The organism is Wolbachia endosymbiont (group B) of Cyclophora punctaria, assembly GCF_964028235.1.
Classification (GTDB): Bacteria; Pseudomonadota; Alphaproteobacteria; order Rickettsiales; family Anaplasmataceae; genus Wolbachia.
Genome location: NZ_OZ034749.1, coordinates 1,512,079 through 1,534,189, shown reverse-complemented (window position 1 = coordinate 1,534,189; position 22,111 = coordinate 1,512,079). Strand labels below are relative to the sequence as shown.

The window sequence follows — 22,111 nt, the reverse complement described above, 5'->3', positions numbered from 1 at the left end:
TACATTAATGCTTTGACACAAAAAGCGCAACGAAACTTTCTCTTAAATTGACTACTACGTGCCTACCAATATAGGGTTAACTTAAATCATTTATACTTTTATCCAATGAATAAAAACATAATGTTAATAACAGAATGCCTATCAGGACGAATTCTTCATGATTTTGCTAGTTCTATGCAAGGAATAGTGGGTGGATTGGAAGAGCTTGAAGAAAACAACCCTAATATGCAAAACGAAGCATTGTCATTGCTTAAAGAAAGCTCCGATGATTTAATATATAAATACAAAGTTATGAAGCAAGCGTATTCTCATTCATCAGATAATTGCAGCTTTGTTAAGACTAAATCCAATATAGAAAATTATTTATTAAAAAAAAAGTAAAGCTTCAGTGGAGAGTAAGTGAATGTCCTACAGAAAACTTAATTGAAAAAATAAATAAGATAATTTCCAATATGGTGATAACTATAATCAGTGCAGTGGCACAAATTGAATTAGTGTCTATTTTACTGACTAAAACAGAAGATAAAACACTACTCACTATAAAAGTAGTAAATGAACATAAATCAATAAGTACATTATTAGTGAGCAAATTAACAAAAAAAAATGATATTCGTTTGGATACAAAAGACATTATTATCTATATGACTTCTTTACTGTTAGAACAGTATAACACTAAAATCAATTGCACTTGTGAAAGTAATTCACTGAATATAGGCTTAACTATAACTTGAGATGGCTTCATATTTCATAAAAAGGAATCGATACTATAAATTTGAATCTTGGATAAGGAAAGGAAAAATTTTGTGGAGTAACTTAGACATAAAATCTGTAGTTAATTTGCAGGAAGTGTTAAATAAACCATACGCGTCAAGTTAAGGAAATATCGTGAAATATAGCAACATTTGAGATGGGCATTTTATTTGTTACATTTATTTTTTTAGGGAGTTCTTATCTAGAATAATCTATAAATTAATAACTTTATTACTTAATATATAAAATAGTTTTTTTTCGTTTCCTTTCTTCCTTATACCACTTTTCCTTAACTTGACGCGTATGGTTTATTTAACACTCCCTAATTTACCTCACAACTCATTTTAACATATATGAAAATAATGTTTAAAGAATTTTTTCCTGCAGTAATGAATTATTATGAAGCTTGCATTTTCTGTCGCTTACTACTGGGATAGTTTGATAGTTGCAGTACATGTCTATCAATGATAAAATAAAGATCAGTTTATTTTGATACTATGATTAGGGTACTCTTTGTTGCACTATTATTTTTTTGTAGTGGTTATGCACTTGCAAAACAGGAACCAAGACCAATAGCTGGTGATAATCACATAAAGGTAATGAATTATAATCCACAGGCTATACATAAGTACACGGGCTTTTATGGTTATCAATCCAGCATATTGTTTGAGCCAGGGGAGGTAATAGAGAGTCTTTCAATGGGTGATGCAACCGGTTGGCAACTCCTTCCTCAAGGTAATAGATTATTTATTAAGCCTATAGATGATATTGCCGATACTAATGCAACTATAATTACCAATAAAAGAGTTTATTATTTCGAATTTCATGCTGAAGAAGCAAACGGGCTAGATGATCCAAGGTTAGCATATGAAGTAAGGTTTCTTTATCCACTGTTCAACAGTGATGAAATTTATTCAACGAGTAACGGTGATATTCTAGAGCAAGCTAGTTATACCACTATCCCTGATATAAGTGATATTGAGGTTATAAAGAAAGGCTTGAATTTTAACTATTCCATATCGCACGTTAAAGGCAGTCAATCAATAATACCAATTAAGGTTTTTGATGACGGAAAATTTACATATCTACAATTTAATAAAATAAACTCTGATTTCCCGGCAGTTTTTATGGTTGATTCTGCAGGATATGAGTCCTTGATAAATTTTCGTACAGTTGATGACTACCTGATAATTGAAAGAGTAAACTCGGTATTTACCTTAAGAAACGGATCAAGTACAGTCTGCCTGTTTAATGAAAACATACCTTTCAAAAAAGGTAAGTGATTAAAGGCTATAGTATTCTTATAGGTGCAAAATTCTTTCTATGGTGCTTCGTAATTCCATGAAGGCCAATAGCGCTGAGGTGTTCTTTTGTTCCATATCCTTTATTTTTATACCAATTATATTGAGGATGTTTATTATGCAATTCTTCCATAAGTCGATCTCTTGTAACTTTTGCAACGATTGAAGCGGCTGCAATTGATATACTTAAACTATCACCATTCACTACAGACTTTGTTTGCCATTTCACTTCAAGTGGTTGGTTACCATCAACTAACACATAATCTAGTTCTAAATCTAAATTTACCAGCGCACGTTTCATTGAAAGCTTTGTTGCTTGCAAGATATTGTATGAGTCTATTTCCTCTACACTTGCCATTCCTATACCAAATTTTGCAACAGACGTTATTTTTTCGTATAGAACTTGCCTACACTTAGGGGTTAGCTTTTTTGAGTCGTTTATTCCATCAATAACCGTATCTCTATCAGTAAATATTACAGCTGCAGATATCACTGGACCGGCAAGCGGACCTCTTCCAACTTCATCTACTCCTGCTATAATTCCTGATAATGTATTTTCTAATGTGAAATCTGGATATTTCATAGTTCCTATAATAAGAAAGTTAAAGCAAAAATCGAACAAACGATAGAAATTATCCAAAATTTTATAACTATTGTATTTTCTGACCACCCTTTCTTTTCAAAGTGATGATGTATTGGTGTCATAAGGAAAATTCTTCTTCCTGCTCCATATCTAAATTTTGTATATTTAAAATATGATACCTGAATAATCACAGATAAAGTCTCTATTACAAAGATTATTCCAATAACGGCAAAAAGCATTTCTTTTTTAATTAGAACACTAGTGAGTCCTAAAGCTGCACCGATTGATAGGCTTCCAACATCACCCATAAATATTTTTGCTGGATGTGTGTTAAACCACAAGAAACTTAAAATAGCTCCTATAAATGCAATGCAGAATAAAGTAATGTTTACATCTGCCTGAGTTATGTATGCAATTAGCCCCAAAAAAGCAAAGGAAGTAATGGCTTGAGTTGCAGCAAGGCCATCTAGGCCATCTGTAAGATTCACAGCATTAGAAGAGCCGACAATTACAAATGCAGCAAACGGAAGATATAGATAGCCAAGGTCGATTGCTACTTCTCTAAATAGAGAAATTTTTGTAAAACCTTCAGCAGATTGTAGCTTAAGTATAAACATACAGACCAGAGTAACGACAAACTGAATAAGTATTTTGGTTTTTGCACTTAAACCTCGGTGGTGATTTGTCTTCAATTTTAAATAGTCATCAATAAATCCAAGTAGAGCAAAAAATAGAGTTATAAATACCAGCAATGAAATTTCTGGTGTTAATTGAGTCCAAAGCAGGATTGGTAATAAAGCAGAAGTTAGTATTATTACTCCACCCATAGGTGGTATATTCTTTTTTGTTATTAAATGACTTTCTGGTCCATATGATCTGATTGGTTGTCCATCTTTACTTATCTTTTTTAGAAGTTTTATAAAATAGGGAAAGAGAATAAACCCAAAAATAAATGAGATAAAAAACGTCTTTGTAGCTGAGGTCACCTGCCTATTCAAAATTAACTAGATATTATACCAAAAGCTTTACCTAATCTCAATTTATACCTTTTTATCAGCTCATTTTATTTGGAGTAAATTTAGTTATTGATTAGTTATAGCAAAGTTTGCATACTGACATTTAGTTAATGGTAAGAGGTGGCATATGTTAGATTATATTAAAAAGCTTTTGTGGGCTACTACAGTACCTGATAATGAGAGTAGAGTTAAAAATTCTTACACGCATATAGTAGAGAAACCTTCTTTTGGTGATGCAGCTTCAAAGTTGAGTAAGGAAGAAAGGTCAGAAGAGCATCTTGTTCTTCTAAAAGGTAAAAGCAATAGCTCTGGTACAACTGTAACAGAAGGATCGTCTAGTATTCAGAATGCAGTATCAGGCAAGAACAAGCGTGGATATATCAAATTAGACAGTGATGAAGAATGGGATAAATTCTTTGATTTACAGAATGATCCTTTCACTAATACTACAAACAAAGAACCTTTTTCTCCGAAGAAAGGAGAATCTCACTATCATGGTAAAGAGATTGTAGGCAAGATTGCTGACCAAATTAAGGCAGAGATATCGAAGGTATATACCATAGAGTCCATAATGATAAAAGAAGGCAAAAGGGAAGGTAATATTGTTTACCCCACCGTGAGAGTTGTGCTACATGCCAATAAAGAAGGAGTAGATATAGCTAAACTTCTAGGCGGTAGTATATGTAAAGAGTATGGTGTAAGAACAATTACATTTTGTCATCCTAATCAAGAAAAAAAGAGAGGGGCATGTTGCTATATTAATAATGATAGTGATAATGAGGAAAGAGTTTATGAAATAATTAGTGGGTTATATGAAATGACTTTAAAGTGGTATGTTGATGAAAGAGAATGCAAAATTAAAGTTAACATTGATGGTAAGAATGGTGTAACTCTCCTTGAAGGCAACGGTGTTACTGCAGAGCAGTTGCGTGCAAATAAAGAAGTCAAAATAGGTAAGAGACGTGAGCCAAAATCTTTATATGAAGAGTTAGTACCGCAATTGCAACAAAAGAGCTCTGAATCAGTCAAGGTTTTACAGCAGCCTTCAACAGATGTAACAAATGTGACAACAACACCAACTTCTACTTCTCAGAGATGCTCTTGACTAAATAAATAAGAAAAAGCAAAAATAGTATAACTTGCTTACAAATGTAAGTAACTTGTACTTCTATGATGAATAACACAATATTACCAAGAAATTTCTATGAACGGCCAACTTTAACCGTAGCTGGGGAGCTGCTAGGGAAGATGCTGAAATTTTCTAATTTTAGTGGAATAATAACTGAAGTTGAAGCGTATATAGGAATGGATGACCCAGCTTGTCATGCAGCAAGAGGCTATACTAATCGAACCTCAGTAATGTTTGGTACGCCAGGGTTTTCGTACGTATATTTTATATATGGAATGTACTATTGTCTAAATATTGTAACAGAAGCAGAAGGATTCCCAGCAGCAGTGTTAATACGAGGATTAAAGCTCACTGAACCGCTTGAAGCAAATTTAGGCGGGCCAGGCATACTGTGCAAAAAATTAAACATTACAAAAGAACATAATAAACAAGACCTTACTATAAGTCATGAATTTTGTCTCTATGAATATCACCTCAAACCAGATTATGTGTGCACTCCAAGAATCGGAATTAGTAAAGGCAAGGAGAAATTTTGGCGATTTAAAAGTTGCGTTTTAGCAGACATGCCTAAAATCACACTCAACAATAAATATTAGACCTCCTGCATAAACTAGATAAAAAGGCAAATAGCCTTTTATGTTTACCAACAATAGACTTCTTGGATAACCTAAGGATATTTTTTGATCTTCTATGGGGGAGTTGAACATTCCCTTTTTATAAAACTTTTGCATACTCCTATTTAACTTTAATAGCTCTTTATCTTCCTGAAATCTCGATGTTTTATCAATGCATCTTCTATTCAGCCGTTAGCAAGAACTTTCACTTATTCCATAGCTTTGCGCTATATGGAAATATGTACGGTATTTACACAAATATTCGAGTGCTATTAATAAATATATTTGTTTTTCCTCCTCTTGCCTTTTTCTTGGCCTCTTCCTCTATTAAAATTTCTATTATTTTTCCAATGTTTTTCTTTTTACTCCTCTTAGTCTTCGAAGCTTCTCTTCATCAAGTTTACTTACCTGCTCAAAATTTATACCTTCCCTAATATTGCTTCTACTACTTGTTTCTTAAGTTATCCAAGAAGTCTATTGTCTGCTCAGATACGAGGTAGCTGCTGCCATTTGAAATATTTTATTCACCTAAAATTACATTCTACCTATTTTAAAAGTAGTTTAAAAAAACTTTATAGACTGCATACAAAAGACCTAACATCTTTAGCAATGCCTTCATAAATCCTTACTAAATCCTCACTTAGTATTGAAGGATTTCCACAATCAGAAGCACTACATATTTGCGGATCTAGAGGAACTCTGCTCAAGAGTTTGACTCCCAGCTCTTCAGACATTTTTTTTGCACCACCTTTTCCAAATATGTGTATTTTTGAATTATCTTGAACAAAATAGCTCATATTTTCCACAATGCCGATAATTGGCACGCTGAGCTTTGTGAACATATCATAAATTTTTTGTGCATCGACTAAAGCAAGCTCCTGTGGAGTTGAAACTATTATTGCTCCAGTTAAACTAAAATTCTCCATCAGACTTAAATGTACATCGCCAGTGCCAGGCGGTGTATCAATGATTAAATATTCTATATCAGACCACCTTGTTCCCATTAGCAAATTGTAAAGTGCTTTTGTGATCATAGGTCCACGCCATATTGCTGCGCGGTCCTTATCAATAAAATAGCCAATTGAAATAGTATAGAGACCATGTTTCTCTATAGGCATTGCTTTACCACTCTGTATTTCTGGTTTCAATTTCTCAGTGCCCAACATTTTAGGAATCGAAGGACCATATATATCTGCATCAACTAGCGCAACTTTATGTTTTAATTCTGCTAACGAAAGAGCTAGATTTAGTGCAACTGTCGACTTACCCACACCTCCCTTACCAGAAGCAACGACAATTATATTTTTCACTCCTTCGATATGAAGTTTAGCTTTTTGTTGCCTAGCTTGTTTTTGACCAGTAGCAACTACAGTAACCTTTCCTACTCCCGGTATCGCCTTAACAGCTTGCTCACAATTTTTTCTTAATTCTTCATTTGGCTCAGTAACTTCAAGAGCAAAAGCAACATCTTTACCTTTAATAATAATTGAGGATACTACACCAACATTCTTACCACTTTTCTTCTCTATAACCTTTTTTAGGCTCTCTCTTACGGTTTCCTCATTAACCTGTGTAAATTTTTTCCAGAACATATGATGAAATTTTTTCTATTGGTGTATACTAACATAGAATAATTAAACTGCACTGACTTTAAAACGAGGTTACAAGAATATGCTAAATCATCAAAATTTAACACGAAAACAAAAAGATTTGTATTTTCAGCTAAAAAGATCCATATGGAATGGAAGGAGCATCAGCGATATCTTGGAAGCAGTTTCAGGAAATGATTTACTAAAAGTTCTTATCACTTGATATACTACACGATTTCCAACAGGTGGAGGACGCACTTTAACACTGCTTAGCCTAGCTATACATAGAGACAATAATGAATGTGTTAATTCTATTTTAGAACAAGCTCAAAACAGTGGTATACTACAAGATATTCTTACTGCTCCAAATATTATAAATTATCAAGATGGTTTGATGTACAACTTAACATCGCTTGGCTTTGCCATACATTACAACAAGGAAAGATATGTTGATGTTATTTTAACAAAAGCCCAGGAAAATGGTATATTACAAGATATCCTTGCTTCTAGAAATATTGTACAGTATTTAAATATTATAGCGTATACTTTAACGCCACTTAACTTTGCTATATATAAAGGCAATAACAAGTGTATCAATTCTATTTTTATACGAGCTCAAAATAGTGATACACTGCGAAATATCCTTACTTCTAAAGATATTGTGCAGCTTACAGGAGTGACGTATGTCATTAAACCACTTGCCTTTGCTATGTATAAAGGTAATAATAAATGTGTCGATTCTATTTTAACACGAGTTCAAAATAGTGCTATGCTACAAGATACACTTACTGCAGTAAGTACTGTACTGTTTCTATATGGTTAATATACTTTGAATGCTTTTAAGCTAGCTGTAGTTGTTAATGAGAACAATGCTAGTATTAGAACTGCATTAGATAATGTATCTATTTCTTCTAGGTATGTTAGAGAAAATAGCAAAGTTAGTTAATTTCTTAAGTAACTCTTTCTTGCAAGTACTACTTTTTTATGTATCTGTTCAGGCAATGGCGTTAACTTAAGAGAATAAATTAGCAAGCTCTCCTAAAGGCATGATGGCGTTTAGGCTTATCTACTTTATTGCAGCTATACAATCTTCACGTTAACTTTAGTGCGTATACTTAAAAAGGGCTTGGAAATTTTTTGGTTCCAACAAGCACCTGATAAAGTTTCTGTCTCATTACACCAAATAAAACTGAAAAATTTAAACGATACTCAGCAATTTGATCTGGGTTCCAAGGCTCTTGTGCATCACACATATGAAGTATTGCACATGACCAAGTTTGCACAAAATTCTTGTTTCTAAATTTATCCCAGAAAAATTCTCTAATTCTCCTTCTACTTTGAGTCGTTTATAGCACTCCTCTATGTGACACCTTAACAGATAAGCTTTACTGATATCTTCTTTATTGAAATAAAATAGAAACCAAAGGTCCTATTTTTTACAGTATTTTACTCCTTAACATCTTTCCTTAAGTTGACGCCATTGGGCTCTATCTACGATGGATAAAAGATAAAAATGTAGAATATCAATAGCTTATTATTCTAGCATTTATAGTAAGGACAGTCAGTAAATATCTAAATTTAAGTAAAAGAAGTTTTACTATCATTCACTAATCTAGCTAGAATTCAAGAATTTCAATGCTTTAGCTATTTTAAGTAGAATTAAATTTACTAGTACAAACAATAAATTACTATTCTTAAATTTAATCAGATTGATTGCAAAAAATAAGATTTTCAATAAGCTGCTTGTATAGTTAGCCTTTCATAGATAGTGATGCAACAAAGCCCGCTGGAATCTAGTTCATATTATATATTTATCTGATAAGTTCCATATATGTGTAATTTATTTAAATTGACTTCTTATCATATAATTAAATACATTATTGAAAATTAAAGGTAAGGTTATAGCAATGGAAATTTCAAATTGGCACGAATTATTGAATTTAGTTAATGTTGACAAAGATTTAAGCAAAGATAACGTAATTGAAAAAATACAAAATGAGCTGAAAAGATATTCAAAGGAATATGAAGAGTGGGAAAAGTCTGGCTTTGATATAAATTATGTGTTTAAAGATGGTGAAAAAGCGACTCTTTTGCACTTGGTGGCTTCCTTTAACCTAGAAAATATAGCGAAAGCTCTCATGGAAAAAAGGGCAAATGTTAATGAAAAAGATGTAAAAGGAGATACTCCTTTACATAATACTACTTATCTTGATAGTATAAACATAGCAAACGCTCTCATAGAACAAGGTGCAAATGTTAATGCAATAAATATATGGAGAAGGACTCCTTTACACTATGCTGCTTTATTTCGCAGTATGGCCATAATAGATGCTCTTGTAGAAAGAGGTGTCAATGTTAATGTAGTAGATATGTGGGGAGAGACTCCTTTATACTATCTTAATTGTCCAGCAATTAAGAAAGGGTGGATTGCCAGTGGAGTAACTGCATTATTAGGTACTGCTATATCTATAGCACTTTTTACAGCCGGAGAAATTACAGCTGAGTTAATACCTATAGTTATAGTAGTAGTTGCAATTACAGCAACAGCATTAATAGTTGGCAATGCTATATATAAATTGTCAAAGCCTGACACTCAAGTTGATAAACCAATCTCAGCAAATCGACAGCAAGAAACTGCTAGCGATAGTAGGGTTATCTAGCGATTCTGCCACAGTGTCAGCTGCTTCAATGATATCCATTTGTCCCTATAATTGTCTTTTCTTGGCTACCTTATTTTGCTATTCTTCTGAACAGAGACAAATTTACTTTCTTACTTCACTCACTAAAATTTTAATATGGCGTTTCTTTCCTGCAGATAATTTGATAAATGGCTGACCTTCAAAGCTTTCAGAGTTTATTGTATAGTTAACATCGTTTATAGTATTATCATTAACTTTACATCCATTTCCCTGTATTAAACGCTTTGCCGCACCTTTTGAAGGTTCAAAACCGGTGTCATGAAGCAAGTCTATCAGGAGTATGCCATTTGCAACTTGTTCTCTTGTGATAGTGTAACCAGAAAGCAATGAACTATCTTCATTTTCAAAAGCAGAGATTGCAGCAGATCGTGCAAGTTCAGCTTCTTTGCAACCATGACATATTTTTGTCACTTCTGTTGCCAAGACCTTTTTTGCTTCATTTATTTCTTGATCCTTCAAGGACTCTAGTTTTTTAATTTCATCAGTTGGTAAATCAGTGAAAAGTCTCAAGAAACGACCAACATCTTGATCATCAACATTGCGAAAATATTGCCAATAGTCATAGGAATTTAGCATGCTGCCATCAAGCCATACTGCCCCACTTTCAGTTTTGCCCATCTTTTTTCCTTGTGCGTTTAATAAAAGAGGTGTGGTAAGACCAAACAGCTCAGGTAAATTTAACTTTTTGCTAAGTTCAATTCCGTTTACTATATTTCCCCATTGGTCTGACCCTCCAATCTGGAGACGACAGCCATACTTTTTATTCAACTCGACAAAATCATAGGCTTGTAACAACATGTAATTAAACTCGAGAAAGCTTAGATTTTGCTCCCTATCTAGCCTAATTTTCACACTATCAAAGCCTAACATGCGATTTACAGAAAAATGTGTCCCTATATCACGCAAAAAGTCTATATATTTTATGTTATCTAACCAATCTGCGTTGTTTACTATGATTGCACCAGTTTTTCCATAATCGAAAGATATCATCTTCTTGAGGGTTTTCTTTATACCAAGTATATTTTGATTGATATCTTCTATCGGCAAGACGCTTCTTGCTTTGTCTTTACCAGATGGGTCACCAATTTTTGTTGTGCCACCTCCAAGTAGAACTATTGGCTTATAACCGAATTTTTGTAGGTGACGGAGCATCATGATTTGAATGAGACTGCCAATATGCAAACTTGGTGCCGTACAATCAAACCCAATGTATGCAATTATATAATTATCTTGTGATAATAGCTGGTCTAACCTATCAATGTTTGTACATTGATATAGGTATCCTCTTTCTTGAATGAAGTTTAAAAACTCGGATTTATGTTTCATAATATGTTATTTTGTGTGTAAACGGTGTTGTTAACGATGGCGTCATTCCAGTGCTTGACACTGGAATCCAGTTTATTATGAAATTTCATCAAAAATGTTGTATAGTGTGCTCGTTTATGATTAAGTTTTCTAGATTCCAGTGTCAAGCACTGGAATGACACCACCAACTTCATAAGGGTTGCCTTCAAAATTACAACATTTGAGCAAGTGTATACCAGCTACCTGGATAATCAATTCCATAACTCTTCTATCTTATAATATTCTCTTACTTCTGGCCTGAATAGGTGAACCATTATACCTTGAAAATTCACAATCACCCAGTTACCTTCATCCATACCTTCTACATCTATTTTATCATATTGCTTGAGATTTTTCATCACGTGCTCAGCTAATGCTTTTACATGGCGGCTCGAATCACCGGATGCAATGATCATATATTTTGCAATGACAGTTTTATTCTGTACATCAAAAGTAACTATATCTTGACCTTTGTTTTGATCTATTACATCTACAATTGTATTTTTTATTGATTCTGTATCACCATTCATTATTCTAAATTATATAATTTATCTGTAATGATACACTCAAAATTTCTGAATATGAACTATTTTTGATATGTTTCTAGTGTAACGTTTATAATACATATATTTGTAATATATGATAGTTTTCTGATGGTATGATCATTTACTTAATCGGATTTCCGGGTAGTGGCAAACTTACGATTGCAAAAGAGCTGTGTAATATTATTGATGGGGTGATAGTAGACAATAACCTGTTTAATAATATCATATTTGATATGATTGATTTCAGAAACGCTGAGGTTACAAGTGAAATATGGGAAGAAATTTTTGTGATTAGAGAGAATATGTTAGCAATATTGGAAAAATACCATATAGAATCAAAGCATTATATATTTACAAACGAATTGATAAAAGGTGATTCCTATGATCAAAAAGTATATAACTCAGTGGTGAATTTAAGTAAAAAAATGAACGTGGAGATTCTCCCTGTGGTGTTATATTGTAATAGTGGAGAACTAGTAAAGCGCGTTCAATTAAAGGAAAGAGAGCAGGAGAGAAAAATTACTGATTCAGATTTTGCTATGAGAAGAATTAAAGGAAAGAAACTATTTATGCCTCAAGGTTCACTTGAAATTGATAACTAAAACTTAAGCGCAAAAGAAGTTGCAAAAAAAATTGTTGAAAAAATGAATAGTAAAAAAGTAGTTGGAACTTCTATGATAGATAATTTAGCAATAGAGAGTATTTGTGATTAGTGAGGAGAAAGAGTATCGCCCTTGTGTTGGCATAATGTTATTTAACAAACAGGGAAATATTTTTATTGGAAAACGTTTTGATAGTGACTCTTATTGGCAGATGCCACAAGGAGGAGTTGATGAAGGTGAAGAGCTAGAGCAGGCAGCGCTACGTGAGCTATTGGAGGAAGTTGGTACTGATGAAGCAGAAGTTGTGGCTCAAAATAAAGAGTGGATATATTACAACTTACCCAAGGAAGTTATACCGATATGCTGGAATGGGAGATATTCTGGCCAAAAGCAAAGGTGGTTCTTAATGAAATTTTGTGGGAAGGATAAGGATATTAATATTAACTATACTGATCATCCAGAGTTCAAAGAGTGGCGTTGGCAAAATGTGGATGATTTGGTAGCCAGTGCCATACCGTTCAAAAAAGAAGTTTATAAAAAAGTGATAGAAGAGTTTTCTTCTATCATAAAAGGATCTATTTATGATAGTTGATTCTCATTGTCATCTAATTTATTTTTCTGATGATGAAATACCAAAGGTAATTTCAAGAGCAGAGCAAAATGGTGTGAGAATTTTGCATAACATATGTATAAGCATTAATGATATCCCTAAATTATTAAAAATCTCTTCATCCTATGATCAAGTCTACTGCTCCGTTGGTATACATCCGCTTGATACTAATGTGGAAAAAGGTGAGTGTATAAATGCTGATGAATTGATTGAATTTACTAAGGGCAAAAAGGTAATTAGTATCGGTGAAACTGGATTAGATTTTTATAAATCTGATAACAAAAGCAATCAAAAAAAAAGTTTTGCATCACATATAGAAGCGGCAAAAGTAACAGGATTACCTTTAGTTATTCACACTAGAAATGCTGATAGTGAGATGATTGATATGTTAAATTCAGAAATGAAGAAGGACGCTTTTAGTGGAGTAATGCATTGCTTTGCTTCTTCTAAAGAGCTTGCTTATAAGGCTATGGACTTGGGATTATACATTTCATTTTCTGGAATTATTACTTTTAAAAATGCGAACTTACTAAGAGAAATTGCACAAAATGTGCCACGTGAGCGTGTTTTAGTTGAAACTGATGCACCTTATCTATCTCCTGAGCCTTACAGAGGAAGAAAAAATGAACCGGCAATGGTGAAATATGTTGTGAATTGTTTAGCAGAATTATGGAATGAATCGTCGGAACAAGTAGCAAAAATAACTACAAATAATTTTTTTAGACTGTTTTCGAAGCTTGAGCTCAAAGAAATTCTATAGGGCAATTAATTTAGCTGACAGAGCTCTTTTACTGCACTTACAGATTTATAAAACATCTCTTGTTCACTATCGTTCATTTTAACTTCTAGAACTTTCTCAACTCCATTTTTGCCAATAATAGTAGGAACACCAATGAATAAGTCTTTCACACCATATTCACCATTAAGATAAGCAGCGCATGGTAATATACGCCTTTTATCTTTTAAGTATGATTCTAGCATGCTTATGGCTGAAGATGCAGGAGCATAGTATGCAGATCCAGATTTAAGTAGATCAACTATTTCTTTTCCACCATTACGAGTGCGCTCAACTATTTCATCAACTTTTCCTCGCGTAATCAAACCCATCTCAATGATTTGGGTAAGTGGAATGCCAGCAATTGAAGCATAATTGATTAGTGGTACCATAGTGTCACCATGTCCTCCAAGCACAAAAGCAGATACATCTTCGACAGAAATATTTAACTCACTTGCAAGAAAATAACGAAAACGAGCAGAGTCAAGCACTCCTGCCATACCAACAATCATATTAGTTGGCAGGCTTGAAGATTTGTATACTACTGAAACCATAGCATCTAAAGGATTGGTAACCACTATTACAAATGCGTTTGGAGAATGTTTTTTAATATTTTCCCCAACCTCTTTCATTACTGCAGCATTAGTTTGCAGAAGGTCATCTCTGCTCATTCCAGGTTTTCTGGCAATGCCAGCAGTTATTATAATTGCGTCAGAGTTTTTTATATCTTCATACCTATTTGTACCAGTAATATTGACATTAGATCGATCAATAGGAGATGATTCTGTAATGTCAAGTGCTTTACCTTGTGGTATTCCATCGCTTACATCAAGCAAAATAACATCTCCTAGTTCTCTTAGTGCAATCATATGGGCAAGAGTCCCACCGATATTTCCTGCACCAATCAAAGATATTTTTTTTCTTTGTGCTGTCATTTTCTACTCCTTTATATTTACTTTTGTGGCTTTACTACCTTCCCAAGGGGATAAGCTGTCAAACATACGAAAATCTTGCGGTAAGTCTATAGGATTATATACAACCTTTTTTGCCTCTATATCGTATCTTACTTCCTCGTAGCCAGTGAGAGGAAAATCTTTTAACATTGGATGACCTTTGAATCCATAATCCGTTAAAATCCTACGTAAATCTGGGTGATTAGAAAACTCTATTCCATACATATCAAATACTTCACGCTCAAACCACGAAGCTGCGTTAAATATCTTTGCTGCACTTAGAGGTATATCATCTTCACATAACTGAAGCTTTATGTGCACTCTGATATTGTGCACAAGGCTGAGCAAATTGTATATTAGCTCGAAACGTTTTTTTCTATCTGGGTAATCAACTCCAAAAACGTCAACTAATAATTCAAGCCTACACTTTTCATCATCACGTAGAAAGAGTAAGTGATTTTCAATGTCATTCAAAGCTGAATATATTACAATAGTGCCATCATTTTTCTGAATACATTCACATTTAGTCTTTTTTTGTATGTATTTTGCAGTTTTATCCATGCTATATATTCTTAGTTCGTTTTATTTTATTTTGTAGACATAGCATTCCATATAGTAACGCCTCAGCAGTTGGAGGGCATCCAGGAACATATACATCAACTGGCACAATTCTATCGCAACCACGGACTACTGAGTAAGAATAATGATAATAGCCACCGCCATTTGCACAACTTCCCATAGAAACGACGTATTTGGGGTCCGCCATTTGATCATAAACTTTACGCAATGCTGCTGCCATTTTATTAGTTAACGTGCCAGCAACAATCATAACATCTGCTTGCCTTGGGCTTGCACGAAAGATTATGCCATATCTATCAAGATCATAACGACTGGATGCAGTGTGCATCATCTCTACTGCGCAACATGCAAGACCAAATGTCATTGGCCACAATGAACCAGACCTTGCCCAGTTCATTATATAATCTATTAAATCGCCAAATTTAGTGATAAGAAAACCTTCTTTTTTGTAACGATTCCAATCGCTATTAGATAAATTTACTCCCATTCCAACGCACCTTTACACCACTCATAAATAAAGCCTATAGTAAGTATTGCAAGGAATATCATCATAGAACAAAATCCGTAATAGCTTATTTTAGATAAAGAAACGGCCCAAGGAAAAAGAAAAGCAATTTCTAAATCGAATATTATGAACAATATTGCAACTAAGTAAAATTTTATGTCGAAACTTTTTCTGGCTCTTGATAAAGGATTAAAGCCACACTCATATGTAGAAAGCTTTTCACCATCTGGGTTACTGACTGCAAGAAACATAGGTAATACACCTAAAGTAAAGGATACTACAATTGATACACAGATAAAAATTAATATGGTTAAATATTCACTCATTTAAAAAACATATAACACTATGAATTTACATGCTTTCCTAATCTTTTACCACCTAAAATATGTATGTGAAAGTGCGGTATAACTTGCTCTCCATCTTTACCGTGATTAGTAACTAATCTATATCCTGTTTTTTCTAAGTTATATTTATGTGCTATTTCTCTAACAGTTTTAAAAAAACTTACTATTTCCTCTTCGGAAGCTTTCAGAACAAAATCATCGTATGAAACGTATTGAGCTTTTGGTATAACTAGAATATGAACTGGTGCATCAGGATACTTATCACGAAAAGCTAGCACATTTTCATTTTTATGTATTTCCTCATAAGACAACTCACCTCTTAATATCTTAGCAAAGATATTAGTGTCATCATAAGCTGTACTACCCATACTTTATTAAATTCCTGGTCCTCTTCTATTTTGCTTATGATTTGGTGTAGAAGGTGGGCTTATTGCTGCTTCGCTAGAAGCATCTTCAAGACTTGAAACGTCTTTTAGCTGTATATCTTGTCCACGCAAAACTGACCCATAGTCCATTTGGTGTCTTTTTGAAAACGTTTCTATTCTATTTGCCCTTCTTGCAGCAATAACTTCTGGTTGTAAATGATACATATCTCCAGGAACAGTTAGGCTATGATACCTTTCCTCTATTTGAACTTCTTTCATAACACTCTCCATAATTTATTTCCCCCTACCTCTTATGCTTTCGCAACTTTCAAAATCTTGTTTAATAGCTTTTTGCCAATTATTTAAAATTTTCTCTGATGACTTTTCTTTATCCATAGGCCTTACAACTTCCTGTGACTTCTGCTTTTTACTATCATATCCACTATACAACTTTTCTGCAATACCATACAGCAATTTCCGATCTGTGTGAACTTTAAACTCTCCACCAGTAATTTTTGCCAAATTTTTAAGATCACAATCAATCTTATTATAAATTCCTTCAAGAGCGTACTTTTTCATTACTTTTTCATCCATACCTAGATTTTTATCTTTTATTTCTTGGATAATCTTTTCAACATCAACTTCAATTACAATTTTGTTTTCTTCTCTAAAAATAGTTATATTGGGCAGATCTTCCCTTATTTCATCTAATTTCTCTGGACTCAAGTAAGGTATATTCCCCGTTAAAGTTCTTGACGCTAAAAAACTTACCTTACCTTTTTCTTGTTTTGTTATTTGTATGCCAAGGTACTTACTAGCTTCTGTGGTTTTTATAGGTGGGTCATATTTCTCTTCTTCTTTAGGTACATCACTCACAGCGTTTTTTAATGAAACTTTAGCATCATGCTTCATTTCATCAATTGAAGCAAAAGGTTTCTTTATAGGATAAATAAGTGCTTTAGGCACAAGAAAAAACACACCTTTTATCTTAGCCAAAATAGACTTTTTATTTGACTCATCTTTTGCCATACATACCTCCAAGTCACTTTCTACAATCAGATAGTAAAATACACCCAATTATAGACGAAAATATTTAAGCTTGTATATCTATTATAAGATGAAATTATAGAAATAGCAATCATTATTTGTACATTACCAAAGTATGTAGTATTTTTGCTGCTTTTCTTGTTCAAATTACCTTTAAAGATAAATTATGTTAAAATGGAACGCAAATAATATTATCGATGCTACTGGCGGAAGAGGGGAGGGTGTTTGTAATTCGGTATATAGCTCAAATATTTCAACGGATACAAGAAGCATAAAAAAAGGTGATTTATTTATTGCTCTCAAGGGAAAGAAATTTGATGGGCATGATTTTCTACATGAAGCATTTTTAAAAGGAGCTGTTGCTGCGGTAGTAAGCGAAGATAAATATAGAAATTTTCCTCTAATTATTGTGCAAGATACTCTAAAAGCTTTGCATAATATGGCATCATATTACATTAGAAATATTCTTGTTAATGCTAAAGTTATCACAATTACAGGTAGTGTTGGGAAAACCACTACAAAAGATATGCTTAACACTGTTTTGTTGCATTATGGAGTATCTCATGTAAATGAAGGTAACTTGAATAATAATATAGGATTGCCTTTTACGATTCTAAAAGCGCCAGAAGACTGCCAGTACTTAATCCTTGAAATAGGAATGAGTAGAGCTGGTGAAATAAAAGAGTTATCGGAGATTAGCAATCCGGATATTGCAGTTATTACCAACATTGAACCTGCGCATGTTGAAAATTTTTCATCTCTACTTGATATTGCGCAAGCGAAATTAGAAATTCTACATGGTATGAAAAATAATGGTACTTTGGTTTTGAATAAGGATAATGAACATTATGATTATCTCTTATCAAATGCTAACAGAAATGTAGTAAGCTTTGGTAAGAATGAAAGTGCTACTGTTTGTTTGTTAGACCTAATAAGAGACGATAACGGTCTAAATTTAAAAATCAAACTGAACAGTGGTCAAATTATGAACTGTAATTTACCTGTAAAAGGCGAACATTTTGCATACTCTGCATTAGTTGTTACAGCAGTTTTGCAAAGTCTCGAACTTGATTTATCTAAATTACCACTAGCACTTGAGAATTTTACTGTAACAGAAGGTAGAGGTAATGTTCATCAAGCTAAATACAATGGAAAATTAGTACATTTGATTAACGACTCCTATAATGCTAACCCTACTTCAATGAAGGCTGCAATAAGAACTTTAGGTACATATTCTAATTTAAGAAAAGTGGCACTACTTGGCGATATGTTAGAACTTGGTAATGAAAGCATAGTATTTCATACAGAATTGCTTGACTCTATAGTAGAACAAAATGTGAATAAAGTTCATACGGTTGGTAAATTTATGTTAGAATTGAATAAACTTTTACCGGAGAATATAAAAGGCATGCATTTCGATGATTCTAACAAATTGAAAAGTAATTTAGCTAATATTGTTCAAGGTAATGATGTAATTTTAGTTAAAGGTTCTCATGGAATGAGAATGGACCTTATAATGCAGGAATTCACAATAGAATATTAAATAAAACTATTGTATTAATTTAAAGTTAAGTTATTGGAAGTTTTAACTGTGATAAAACGTATAGTTATTTTTGGTGGAACGGGATTTATAGGAAAACACATCGTAAGACGCTTGGCAGCGGCGGGGTATTTAATAAGAATATTTACTCGTGATCAGGAAAAAGCTGCTTGTCTGAAGTTATGTGGAAATTTAGGACAAATATCAATAATTGAAGGAGATTTTTTTAATGAAAAATCAATTTTAGAAAGTATGGAGGGATGTGATGTTGTTATAAATTTAGTAGGAATACTATATGAGACAAGAAAGCACGATTTCTATGACGTTCATGTTGGAGTAGCTGAAAGAATAGCAAAAGCTGCGCAAATAAAAAGTGTATACATGATGATACATTTTTCTGCCATGGGAATAGAAAATAGTAAGCTGTCAAGATACGCCCAAAGTAAATTAGAAGGTGAAAAAGCTGTAACTTCAGCATTTCAGGGAGCAATAATAATTAAGCCAAGTCTTGTATTCGGTAAAGAAGATAGTTTCTTCAATAAATTTGCAAGATTAGCAACAATTCTTCCTTTTTTGCCGTTAATCGGTAGTGGAATAACGAAATTTCAGCCGATATGTGTAACAAACTTAGCTGAAGTGGTATATCGTATTATCAGCTTTAATAAGCAAGATAAAAAAATTTATAATATAGGTGGACCAAAAGTTTACTCTTTTAAAAGCTTATTAAAGTTTATTCTGAATGTGACTAACAGAAAGTGTCTACTGATCAATGTACCTTTTCCAATGGCAAGATTGATAGCCTTTTTCTTAGAAAGTAAAGTTGTTTCTGTGCTGTTAAAACCTATAACCGGAGATGCAAGCCCTATACTTACTCGAGATCAGGTGAAAGTTATGATGAATAGTTCAATCGAAAAGTCAGATGATCTCGGAACAATGAAAATTAGACCACTAGCAATTGAAAATGTGGTACCAGAATACTTGAAAATTTATAGAAAGCGTTGATAGAAGAATGTGCCCGGTAGGATTCGAACCTACGACCCACAGCTTAGAAGGCTGTTGCTCTATCCAACTGAGCTACGGGCACACATCATGTATAAAATGCTTCTTAGTACACGTGAAGTCAAGTATTTCTTGTGAATATAATGTTTGTGATAATATCTCAAAACTTTGTCAGTACAGCATGTAACGATAAAACTGAGAAAAAAGAAGCGTGGGTAATAGGAAGTCTAATAGCGCAGTAACACAGAACCCCAGGTCAGGCCTGCACCTATTGAAATCAGCAATATCAGATTTCCTGACTTTATTTTTGATTCTTGTACTGCATAGTCTAAGGCTAGTGGAATTGACGCTGCTGAGGTGTTTGCATGCTTATCAACTGTATTAATTACTTTTTCTATAGGAAAATCTAATTTCTTTACTACTGCTTCAATAATGCGAATGTTTGCTTGATGGGGAATTAACCAGTCAATATCAGTAATCTTCAAACTATTGCATTTTAGAGTTTCCTCTACTGAGGCTGTTAATTTCTCTACTGCATGTTTAAACACTTCTCTTCCATTCATAAGTATCTTTCCAGAATCACGAGTAGAGGATATTCCTCCGTTTGTACATAATAAGTCCACATTGCCATCAGAGTGTAAGTTTGTTGATATAATGCTACTGCTACTCATTTCTGATTTCATTATCACTGCACCAGCACCATCACCAAAGAGTACACAAGTTGACCTATCTTCCCAATCAACAATCCTAGACATTATTTCAGCACCAATAACAAGCGCGTATTTAATTCTATCGTTAGACTTTATAAGTGAATCAGCAACTGTAACTGCATATATAAAACCAGAGCATGCTGCCTGTACATCAAAAGCAAATGCGTTTTTACACTTTAATTTACTTTGTATAATCGTTGCACAGCTAGGAAAAGTTTTGTCAGGTGTTGTTGTTGCAACTATGATCAAACCAATTTCATCTATTGAAATTTTCGCTTTTTCTATAGCATTTTTCGCTGCATTAACAGCTAAATCTGACGTTAATTCTCCTTCATCTGCTATATGTCTTTGAACTATTCCTGTTCTTTGCCTTATCCATTCATCGTTTGTTTCAACTATCGATGCAATTTCGTTATTACTCAAAATTTTTTTTGGTAGGTAAGAACCAGTGCTCAATATGAAACTTTTATTTAATATGACTTACCCCGTTAATTATCTTCTGGTTCAAATTTTCACTGATTGCATTTACTGCAAATTTTATAGCGTGAGCAAAAGAAATAGCATCAGAATTTCCGTGGCTCTTTATAATGATACCATTTAGCCCTAAAAACATAGCTCCACTTCTAATTTTAGGATTAAAACGCTCTAATGCTTTATTTAGCTTGGGTTTCAACAATATGCCGACAAGCATTTTTGTCATCCATGAATTAAATACTTCCTGTTTTATTAGACTGATAAAAGTACCAGCAGTTGCCTCAGCTGTCTTGAGCATTACATTACCAACAAAACCATCAGCAACAATTACGTCTATATTACCATCTAAAAATTCACTTGCCTCTATATATCCTTTGAAGTTAATACTTGGAGCATTTTTGAGTAACTCAAAAGCTCCTCTTACTGAGTCAGTACCTTTCACTTCCTCTGTACCAATGTTTAGCAAAGCGACTTCAGGATTTTCAACTTTTAATGCTATTTTTGCAAATATACTCCCCATTAATGCAAATTGAAATAATGAGTCAGTATTACAGTCAACATTTGCACCAAGATCAAGCAATGCAAAGCTTTTTGTCTTAGTTGGACAGACAGATGCAATAGCAGGACGATAGATATTGGGTAATGTTCCTAAAATAAATCTGGAGATAGCCATCAATGCTCCAGTGTTGCCTGAAGACACCATCCCAAAAGCTTTACCTTTTTTCACTGCTTCAACAGCTGCCTTCATACTTGAATCTTTGCGATGTCTAAGTGCAAAAGAGGGTTTATCATTTGGAAGAACATTATCAGAGCAATGGGTAAATTCGGAGCTATCGCTTACTTTTTTGTATTTTGAAAGCAAAGGAGATATTTCTTTCTGATCTCCATAAATATGAAAAAAAACTTCAACACCTGGGTCAACAAGATTATCCAAGAAAAAACTAGCACCCTGAATTACGGAAAAAGGTGCAAAATCCCCTCCCATAGCATCAAGTGCAATAACTATGTTGTTGTTGACCGTGGGTAACATATCATGAG

Annotated in this window: 26 protein-coding genes, 1 tRNA gene and 2 pseudogenes; 12 read left to right on the top strand and 17 right to left on the bottom strand. The window is 33.5% G+C overall.

Annotation, left to right across the window (positions count from 1 at the left end; all coding sequences use genetic code 11):
- Positions 1-105 precede the first annotated feature (105 nt).
- The 3 genes from ABWU33_RS07340 (at position 106) to virB9 (ending at position 2,033) form a co-directional block, all read left to right on the top strand.
- Entirely contained in the window at positions 106-381 is a 276-nt protein-coding gene (locus tag ABWU33_RS07340; protein ID WP_012481935.1) for a hypothetical protein, read from the top strand.
- Complete coding sequence (locus tag ABWU33_RS07335) at positions 366-731, top strand: histidine phosphotransferase family protein (RefSeq protein ID WP_125855783.1); 366 nt, start codon at positions 366-368, stop codon at positions 729-731. Before ABWU33_RS07340 ends, ABWU33_RS07335 begins: the two co-directional genes overlap by 16 nt.
- Before the next feature lie 516 nt (positions 732-1,247).
- Positions 1,248-2,033 (top strand): P-type conjugative transfer protein VirB9, encoded by a 786-nt coding sequence (virB9, locus tag ABWU33_RS07330; protein ID WP_211907681.1) that lies wholly within the window; start codon positions 1,248-1,250, stop codon positions 2,031-2,033.
- Between the two features lie 7 nt (positions 2,034-2,040).
- Here virB9 and ABWU33_RS07325 read toward each other — a convergent pair whose 3' ends face one another.
- Both ABWU33_RS07325 and mraY read right to left on the bottom strand, forming a co-directional pair.
- Positions 2,041-2,634, bottom strand: coding sequence for a ribonuclease HII (locus ABWU33_RS07325; protein WP_211907682.1), 594 nt, complete (start codon positions 2,632-2,634; stop codon positions 2,041-2,043).
- 5 nt (positions 2,635-2,639) lie between these two features.
- The gene (gene mraY, locus ABWU33_RS07320) at positions 2,640-3,620 is read right to left on the bottom strand and encodes a phospho-N-acetylmuramoyl-pentapeptide-transferase (RefSeq protein WP_250120225.1); all 981 of its coding nucleotides are present in this window, start codon (positions 3,618-3,620) and stop codon (positions 2,640-2,642) included.
- Between the two features lie 157 nt (positions 3,621-3,777).
- On the opposite strand from mraY, the gene ABWU33_RS07315 reads away from it, so the two are divergent.
- Complete coding sequence (locus tag ABWU33_RS07315; protein WP_250120224.1) at positions 3,778-4,755, top strand: hypothetical protein; 978 nt, start codon at positions 3,778-3,780, stop codon at positions 4,753-4,755.
- A 68-nt stretch (positions 4,756-4,823) separates the two neighbouring features.
- Positions 4,824-5,375 (top strand): DNA-3-methyladenine glycosylase, encoded by a 552-nt coding sequence (locus ABWU33_RS07310; protein WP_012481934.1) that lies wholly within the window; start codon positions 4,824-4,826, stop codon positions 5,373-5,375.
- 216 nt (positions 5,376-5,591) lie between these two features.
- Here the strand turns inward: ABWU33_RS07310 and ABWU33_RS07305 are convergent.
- Positions 5,592-5,816, bottom strand: a pseudogene (locus ABWU33_RS07305) (IS5/IS1182 family transposase); the annotation flags it as partial.
- A gap of 149 nt (positions 5,817-5,965) precedes the next feature.
- Positions 5,966-6,985: an Mrp/NBP35 family ATP-binding protein gene (locus tag ABWU33_RS07300; protein ID WP_250120223.1), complete on the bottom strand. Its 1,020-nt coding sequence runs from the start codon at positions 6,983-6,985 to the stop codon at positions 5,966-5,968.
- 391 nt (positions 6,986-7,376) lie between these two features.
- Here ABWU33_RS07300 and ABWU33_RS07295 point away from each other — a divergent pair, with 391 nt between their 5' ends.
- Positions 7,377-7,805 carry a hypothetical protein gene (locus ABWU33_RS07295; RefSeq protein ID WP_246433121.1) on the top strand — a complete coding sequence of 143 codons (429 nt, stop codon included), beginning with the start codon at positions 7,377-7,379 and terminating at the stop codon, positions 7,803-7,805.
- Positions 7,806-8,007: 202 nt separating this feature from the next.
- On the opposite strand, the pseudogene ABWU33_RS07290 reads toward ABWU33_RS07295, so the two are convergent.
- Positions 8,008-8,390, bottom strand: a pseudogene (locus ABWU33_RS07290) (IS4 family transposase); the annotation flags it as partial.
- A gap of 499 nt (positions 8,391-8,889) precedes the next feature.
- Here ABWU33_RS07290 and ABWU33_RS07285 point away from each other — a divergent pair.
- Positions 8,890-9,642 (top strand): ankyrin repeat domain-containing protein, encoded by a 753-nt coding sequence (locus tag ABWU33_RS07285; protein ID WP_353280686.1) that lies wholly within the window; start codon positions 8,890-8,892, stop codon positions 9,640-9,642.
- A gap of 102 nt (positions 9,643-9,744) precedes the next feature.
- Here ABWU33_RS07285 and tyrS read toward each other — a convergent pair whose 3' ends face one another.
- Positions 9,745-11,007 (bottom strand): tyrosine--tRNA ligase, encoded by a 1,263-nt coding sequence (gene tyrS / locus ABWU33_RS07280; protein WP_353280685.1) that lies wholly within the window; start codon positions 11,005-11,007, stop codon positions 9,745-9,747.
- A 230-nt stretch (positions 11,008-11,237) separates the two neighbouring features.
- Positions 11,238-11,555, bottom strand: coding sequence for a ribosome silencing factor (rsfS, locus tag ABWU33_RS07275; protein ID WP_007302263.1), 318 nt, complete (start codon positions 11,553-11,555; stop codon positions 11,238-11,240).
- Positions 11,556-11,683: 128 nt separating this feature from the next.
- Here rsfS and ABWU33_RS07270 point away from each other — a divergent pair, with 128 nt between their 5' ends.
- From ABWU33_RS07270 to ABWU33_RS07260, 3 genes are all read left to right on the top strand, one after another.
- Complete coding sequence (locus ABWU33_RS07270; RefSeq protein ID WP_211907688.1) at positions 11,684-12,172, top strand: AAA family ATPase; 489 nt, start codon at positions 11,684-11,686, stop codon at positions 12,170-12,172.
- 103 nt (positions 12,173-12,275) lie between these two features.
- Complete coding sequence (locus ABWU33_RS07265) at positions 12,276-12,764, top strand: RNA pyrophosphohydrolase (protein WP_211907689.1); 489 nt, start codon at positions 12,276-12,278, stop codon at positions 12,762-12,764.
- Positions 12,754-13,542: a TatD family hydrolase gene (locus ABWU33_RS07260; RefSeq protein WP_211907690.1), complete on the top strand. Its 789-nt coding sequence runs from the start codon at positions 12,754-12,756 to the stop codon at positions 13,540-13,542. The genes ABWU33_RS07265 and ABWU33_RS07260 overlap by 11 nt, the downstream gene beginning before the upstream one ends.
- 5 nt (positions 13,543-13,547) lie before the next feature.
- Here ABWU33_RS07260 and mdh read toward each other — a convergent pair whose 3' ends face one another.
- Genes mdh through ABWU33_RS07225 form a run of 7 tightly spaced genes read right to left on the bottom strand, consistent with a single transcriptional unit; the run spans position 13,548 to position 17,332 of the window.
- Positions 13,548-14,492, bottom strand: a complete 945-nt coding sequence (mdh, locus tag ABWU33_RS07255; protein WP_211907691.1) for a malate dehydrogenase — start codon at positions 14,490-14,492, stop codon at positions 13,548-13,550.
- Between the two features lie 3 nt (positions 14,493-14,495).
- A complete protein-coding gene (locus ABWU33_RS07250; protein WP_250120238.1) occupies positions 14,496-15,071 on the bottom strand; it encodes an NADH-quinone oxidoreductase subunit C in 576 nt (191 codons plus the stop codon).
- A 1-nt stretch (position 15,072) separates the two neighbouring features.
- Positions 15,073-15,576, bottom strand: coding sequence for a NuoB/complex I 20 kDa subunit family protein (locus ABWU33_RS07245; protein ID WP_211907693.1), 504 nt, complete (start codon positions 15,574-15,576; stop codon positions 15,073-15,075).
- On the bottom strand, positions 15,567-15,920 hold the full coding sequence (gene ndhC, locus ABWU33_RS07240; RefSeq protein WP_211907694.1) for an NADH-quinone oxidoreductase subunit A: 354 nt from the start codon (positions 15,918-15,920) through the stop codon (positions 15,567-15,569). The genes ABWU33_RS07245 and ndhC overlap by 10 nt, the downstream gene beginning before the upstream one ends.
- A 17-nt stretch (positions 15,921-15,937) precedes the next feature.
- Positions 15,938-16,306 carry an HIT domain-containing protein gene (locus ABWU33_RS07235; RefSeq protein WP_006014413.1) on the bottom strand — a complete coding sequence of 123 codons (369 nt, stop codon included), beginning with the start codon at positions 16,304-16,306 and terminating at the stop codon, positions 15,938-15,940.
- A gap of 6 nt (positions 16,307-16,312) precedes the next feature.
- Positions 16,313-16,594: a hypothetical protein gene (locus ABWU33_RS07230; protein WP_041581354.1), complete on the bottom strand. Its 282-nt coding sequence runs from the start codon at positions 16,592-16,594 to the stop codon at positions 16,313-16,315.
- 3 nt (positions 16,595-16,597) lie between these two features.
- Positions 16,598-17,332: a hypothetical protein gene (locus ABWU33_RS07225; protein ID WP_264337802.1), complete on the bottom strand. Its 735-nt coding sequence runs from the start codon at positions 17,330-17,332 to the stop codon at positions 16,598-16,600.
- A 184-nt stretch (positions 17,333-17,516) separates the two neighbouring features.
- Between ABWU33_RS07225 and ABWU33_RS07220 the strand changes: the two genes are divergently transcribed.
- Together ABWU33_RS07220 and ABWU33_RS07215 are read left to right on the top strand one after the other, a co-directional pair.
- Positions 17,517-18,893, top strand: coding sequence for a UDP-N-acetylmuramoyl-tripeptide--D-alanyl-D-alanine ligase (locus ABWU33_RS07220; RefSeq protein ID WP_211907698.1), 1,377 nt, complete (start codon positions 17,517-17,519; stop codon positions 18,891-18,893).
- 48 nt (positions 18,894-18,941) lie between these two features.
- Positions 18,942-19,892 (top strand): complex I NDUFA9 subunit family protein, encoded by a 951-nt coding sequence (locus ABWU33_RS07215; protein WP_250120234.1) that lies wholly within the window; start codon positions 18,942-18,944, stop codon positions 19,890-19,892.
- 8 nt (positions 19,893-19,900) lie between these two features.
- On the opposite strand, the gene ABWU33_RS07210 is transcribed toward ABWU33_RS07215, so the two are convergent.
- The 3 genes from ABWU33_RS07210 to plsX all read right to left on the bottom strand — a co-directional run bounded on the left by ABWU33_RS07210 (position 19,901) and on the right by plsX (position 22,103).
- Positions 19,901-19,974: transfer RNA gene (locus ABWU33_RS07210), tRNA-Arg, on the bottom strand.
- Positions 19,975-20,116: 142 nt separating this feature from the next.
- On the bottom strand, positions 20,117-21,076 hold the full coding sequence (locus ABWU33_RS07205) for a beta-ketoacyl-ACP synthase III (RefSeq protein WP_211908754.1): 960 nt from the start codon (positions 21,074-21,076) through the stop codon (positions 20,117-20,119).
- Positions 21,066-22,103, bottom strand: a complete 1,038-nt coding sequence (gene plsX / locus ABWU33_RS07200; protein WP_211907700.1) for a phosphate acyltransferase PlsX — start codon at positions 22,101-22,103, stop codon at positions 21,066-21,068. The genes ABWU33_RS07205 and plsX overlap by 11 nt, the downstream gene beginning before the upstream one ends.
- Positions 22,104-22,111: the final 8 nt, after the last annotated feature.

Excerpts from the sequence above, each read along its gene's own strand:
- ABWU33_RS07340 (WP_012481935.1), top strand. The coding sequence starts at position 106 with ATGAATAAAAACATAATGTTAATAACAGAATGCCTATCAGGACGAATT.
- virB9 (WP_211907681.1), top strand. The coding sequence starts at position 1,248 with ATGATTAGGGTACTCTTTGTTGCACTATTATTTTTTTGTAGTGGTTAT.
- ABWU33_RS07325 (WP_211907682.1), bottom strand. The coding sequence starts at position 2,634 with ATGAAATATCCAGATTTCACATTAGAAAATACATTATCAGGAATTATA.
- ABWU33_RS07315 (WP_250120224.1), top strand. The coding sequence starts at position 3,778 with ATGTTAGATTATATTAAAAAGCTTTTGTGGGCTACTACAGTACCTGAT.
- ABWU33_RS07310 (WP_012481934.1), top strand. The coding sequence starts at position 4,824 with ATGAATAACACAATATTACCAAGAAATTTCTATGAACGGCCAACTTTA.
- ABWU33_RS07300 (WP_250120223.1), bottom strand. The coding sequence starts at position 6,985 with ATGTTCTGGAAAAAATTTACACAGGTTAATGAGGAAACCGTAAGAGAG.
- ABWU33_RS07295 (WP_246433121.1), top strand. The coding sequence starts at position 7,377 with ATGTACAACTTAACATCGCTTGGCTTTGCCATACATTACAACAAGGAA.
- ABWU33_RS07285 (WP_353280686.1), top strand. The coding sequence starts at position 8,890 with ATGGAAATTTCAAATTGGCACGAATTATTGAATTTAGTTAATGTTGAC.
- tyrS (WP_353280685.1), bottom strand. The coding sequence starts at position 11,007 with ATGAAACATAAATCCGAGTTTTTAAACTTCATTCAAGAAAGAGGATAC.
- rsfS (WP_007302263.1), bottom strand. The coding sequence starts at position 11,555 with ATGAATGGTGATACAGAATCAATAAAAAATACAATTGTAGATGTAATA.
- ABWU33_RS07270 (WP_211907688.1), top strand. The coding sequence starts at position 11,684 with ATGATCATTTACTTAATCGGATTTCCGGGTAGTGGCAAACTTACGATT.
- ABWU33_RS07260 (WP_211907690.1), top strand. The coding sequence starts at position 12,754 with ATGATAGTTGATTCTCATTGTCATCTAATTTATTTTTCTGATGATGAA.
- mdh (WP_211907691.1), bottom strand. The coding sequence starts at position 14,492 with ATGACAGCACAAAGAAAAAAAATATCTTTGATTGGTGCAGGAAATATC.
- ABWU33_RS07250 (WP_250120238.1), bottom strand. The coding sequence starts at position 15,071 with ATGGATAAAACTGCAAAATACATACAAAAAAAGACTAAATGTGAATGT.
- ABWU33_RS07245 (WP_211907693.1), bottom strand. The coding sequence starts at position 15,576 with ATGGGAGTAAATTTATCTAATAGCGATTGGAATCGTTACAAAAAAGAA.
- ndhC (WP_211907694.1), bottom strand. The coding sequence starts at position 15,920 with ATGAGTGAATATTTAACCATATTAATTTTTATCTGTGTATCAATTGTA.
- ABWU33_RS07235 (WP_006014413.1), bottom strand. The coding sequence starts at position 16,306 with ATGGGTAGTACAGCTTATGATGACACTAATATCTTTGCTAAGATATTA.
- ABWU33_RS07230 (WP_041581354.1), bottom strand. The coding sequence starts at position 16,594 with ATGGAGAGTGTTATGAAAGAAGTTCAAATAGAGGAAAGGTATCATAGC.
- ABWU33_RS07225 (WP_264337802.1), bottom strand. The coding sequence starts at position 17,332 with ATGGCAAAAGATGAGTCAAATAAAAAGTCTATTTTGGCTAAGATAAAA.
- ABWU33_RS07220 (WP_211907698.1), top strand. The coding sequence starts at position 17,517 with ATGTTAAAATGGAACGCAAATAATATTATCGATGCTACTGGCGGAAGA.
- plsX (WP_211907700.1), bottom strand. The coding sequence starts at position 22,103 with ATGTTACCCACGGTCAACAACAACATAGTTATTGCACTTGATGCTATG.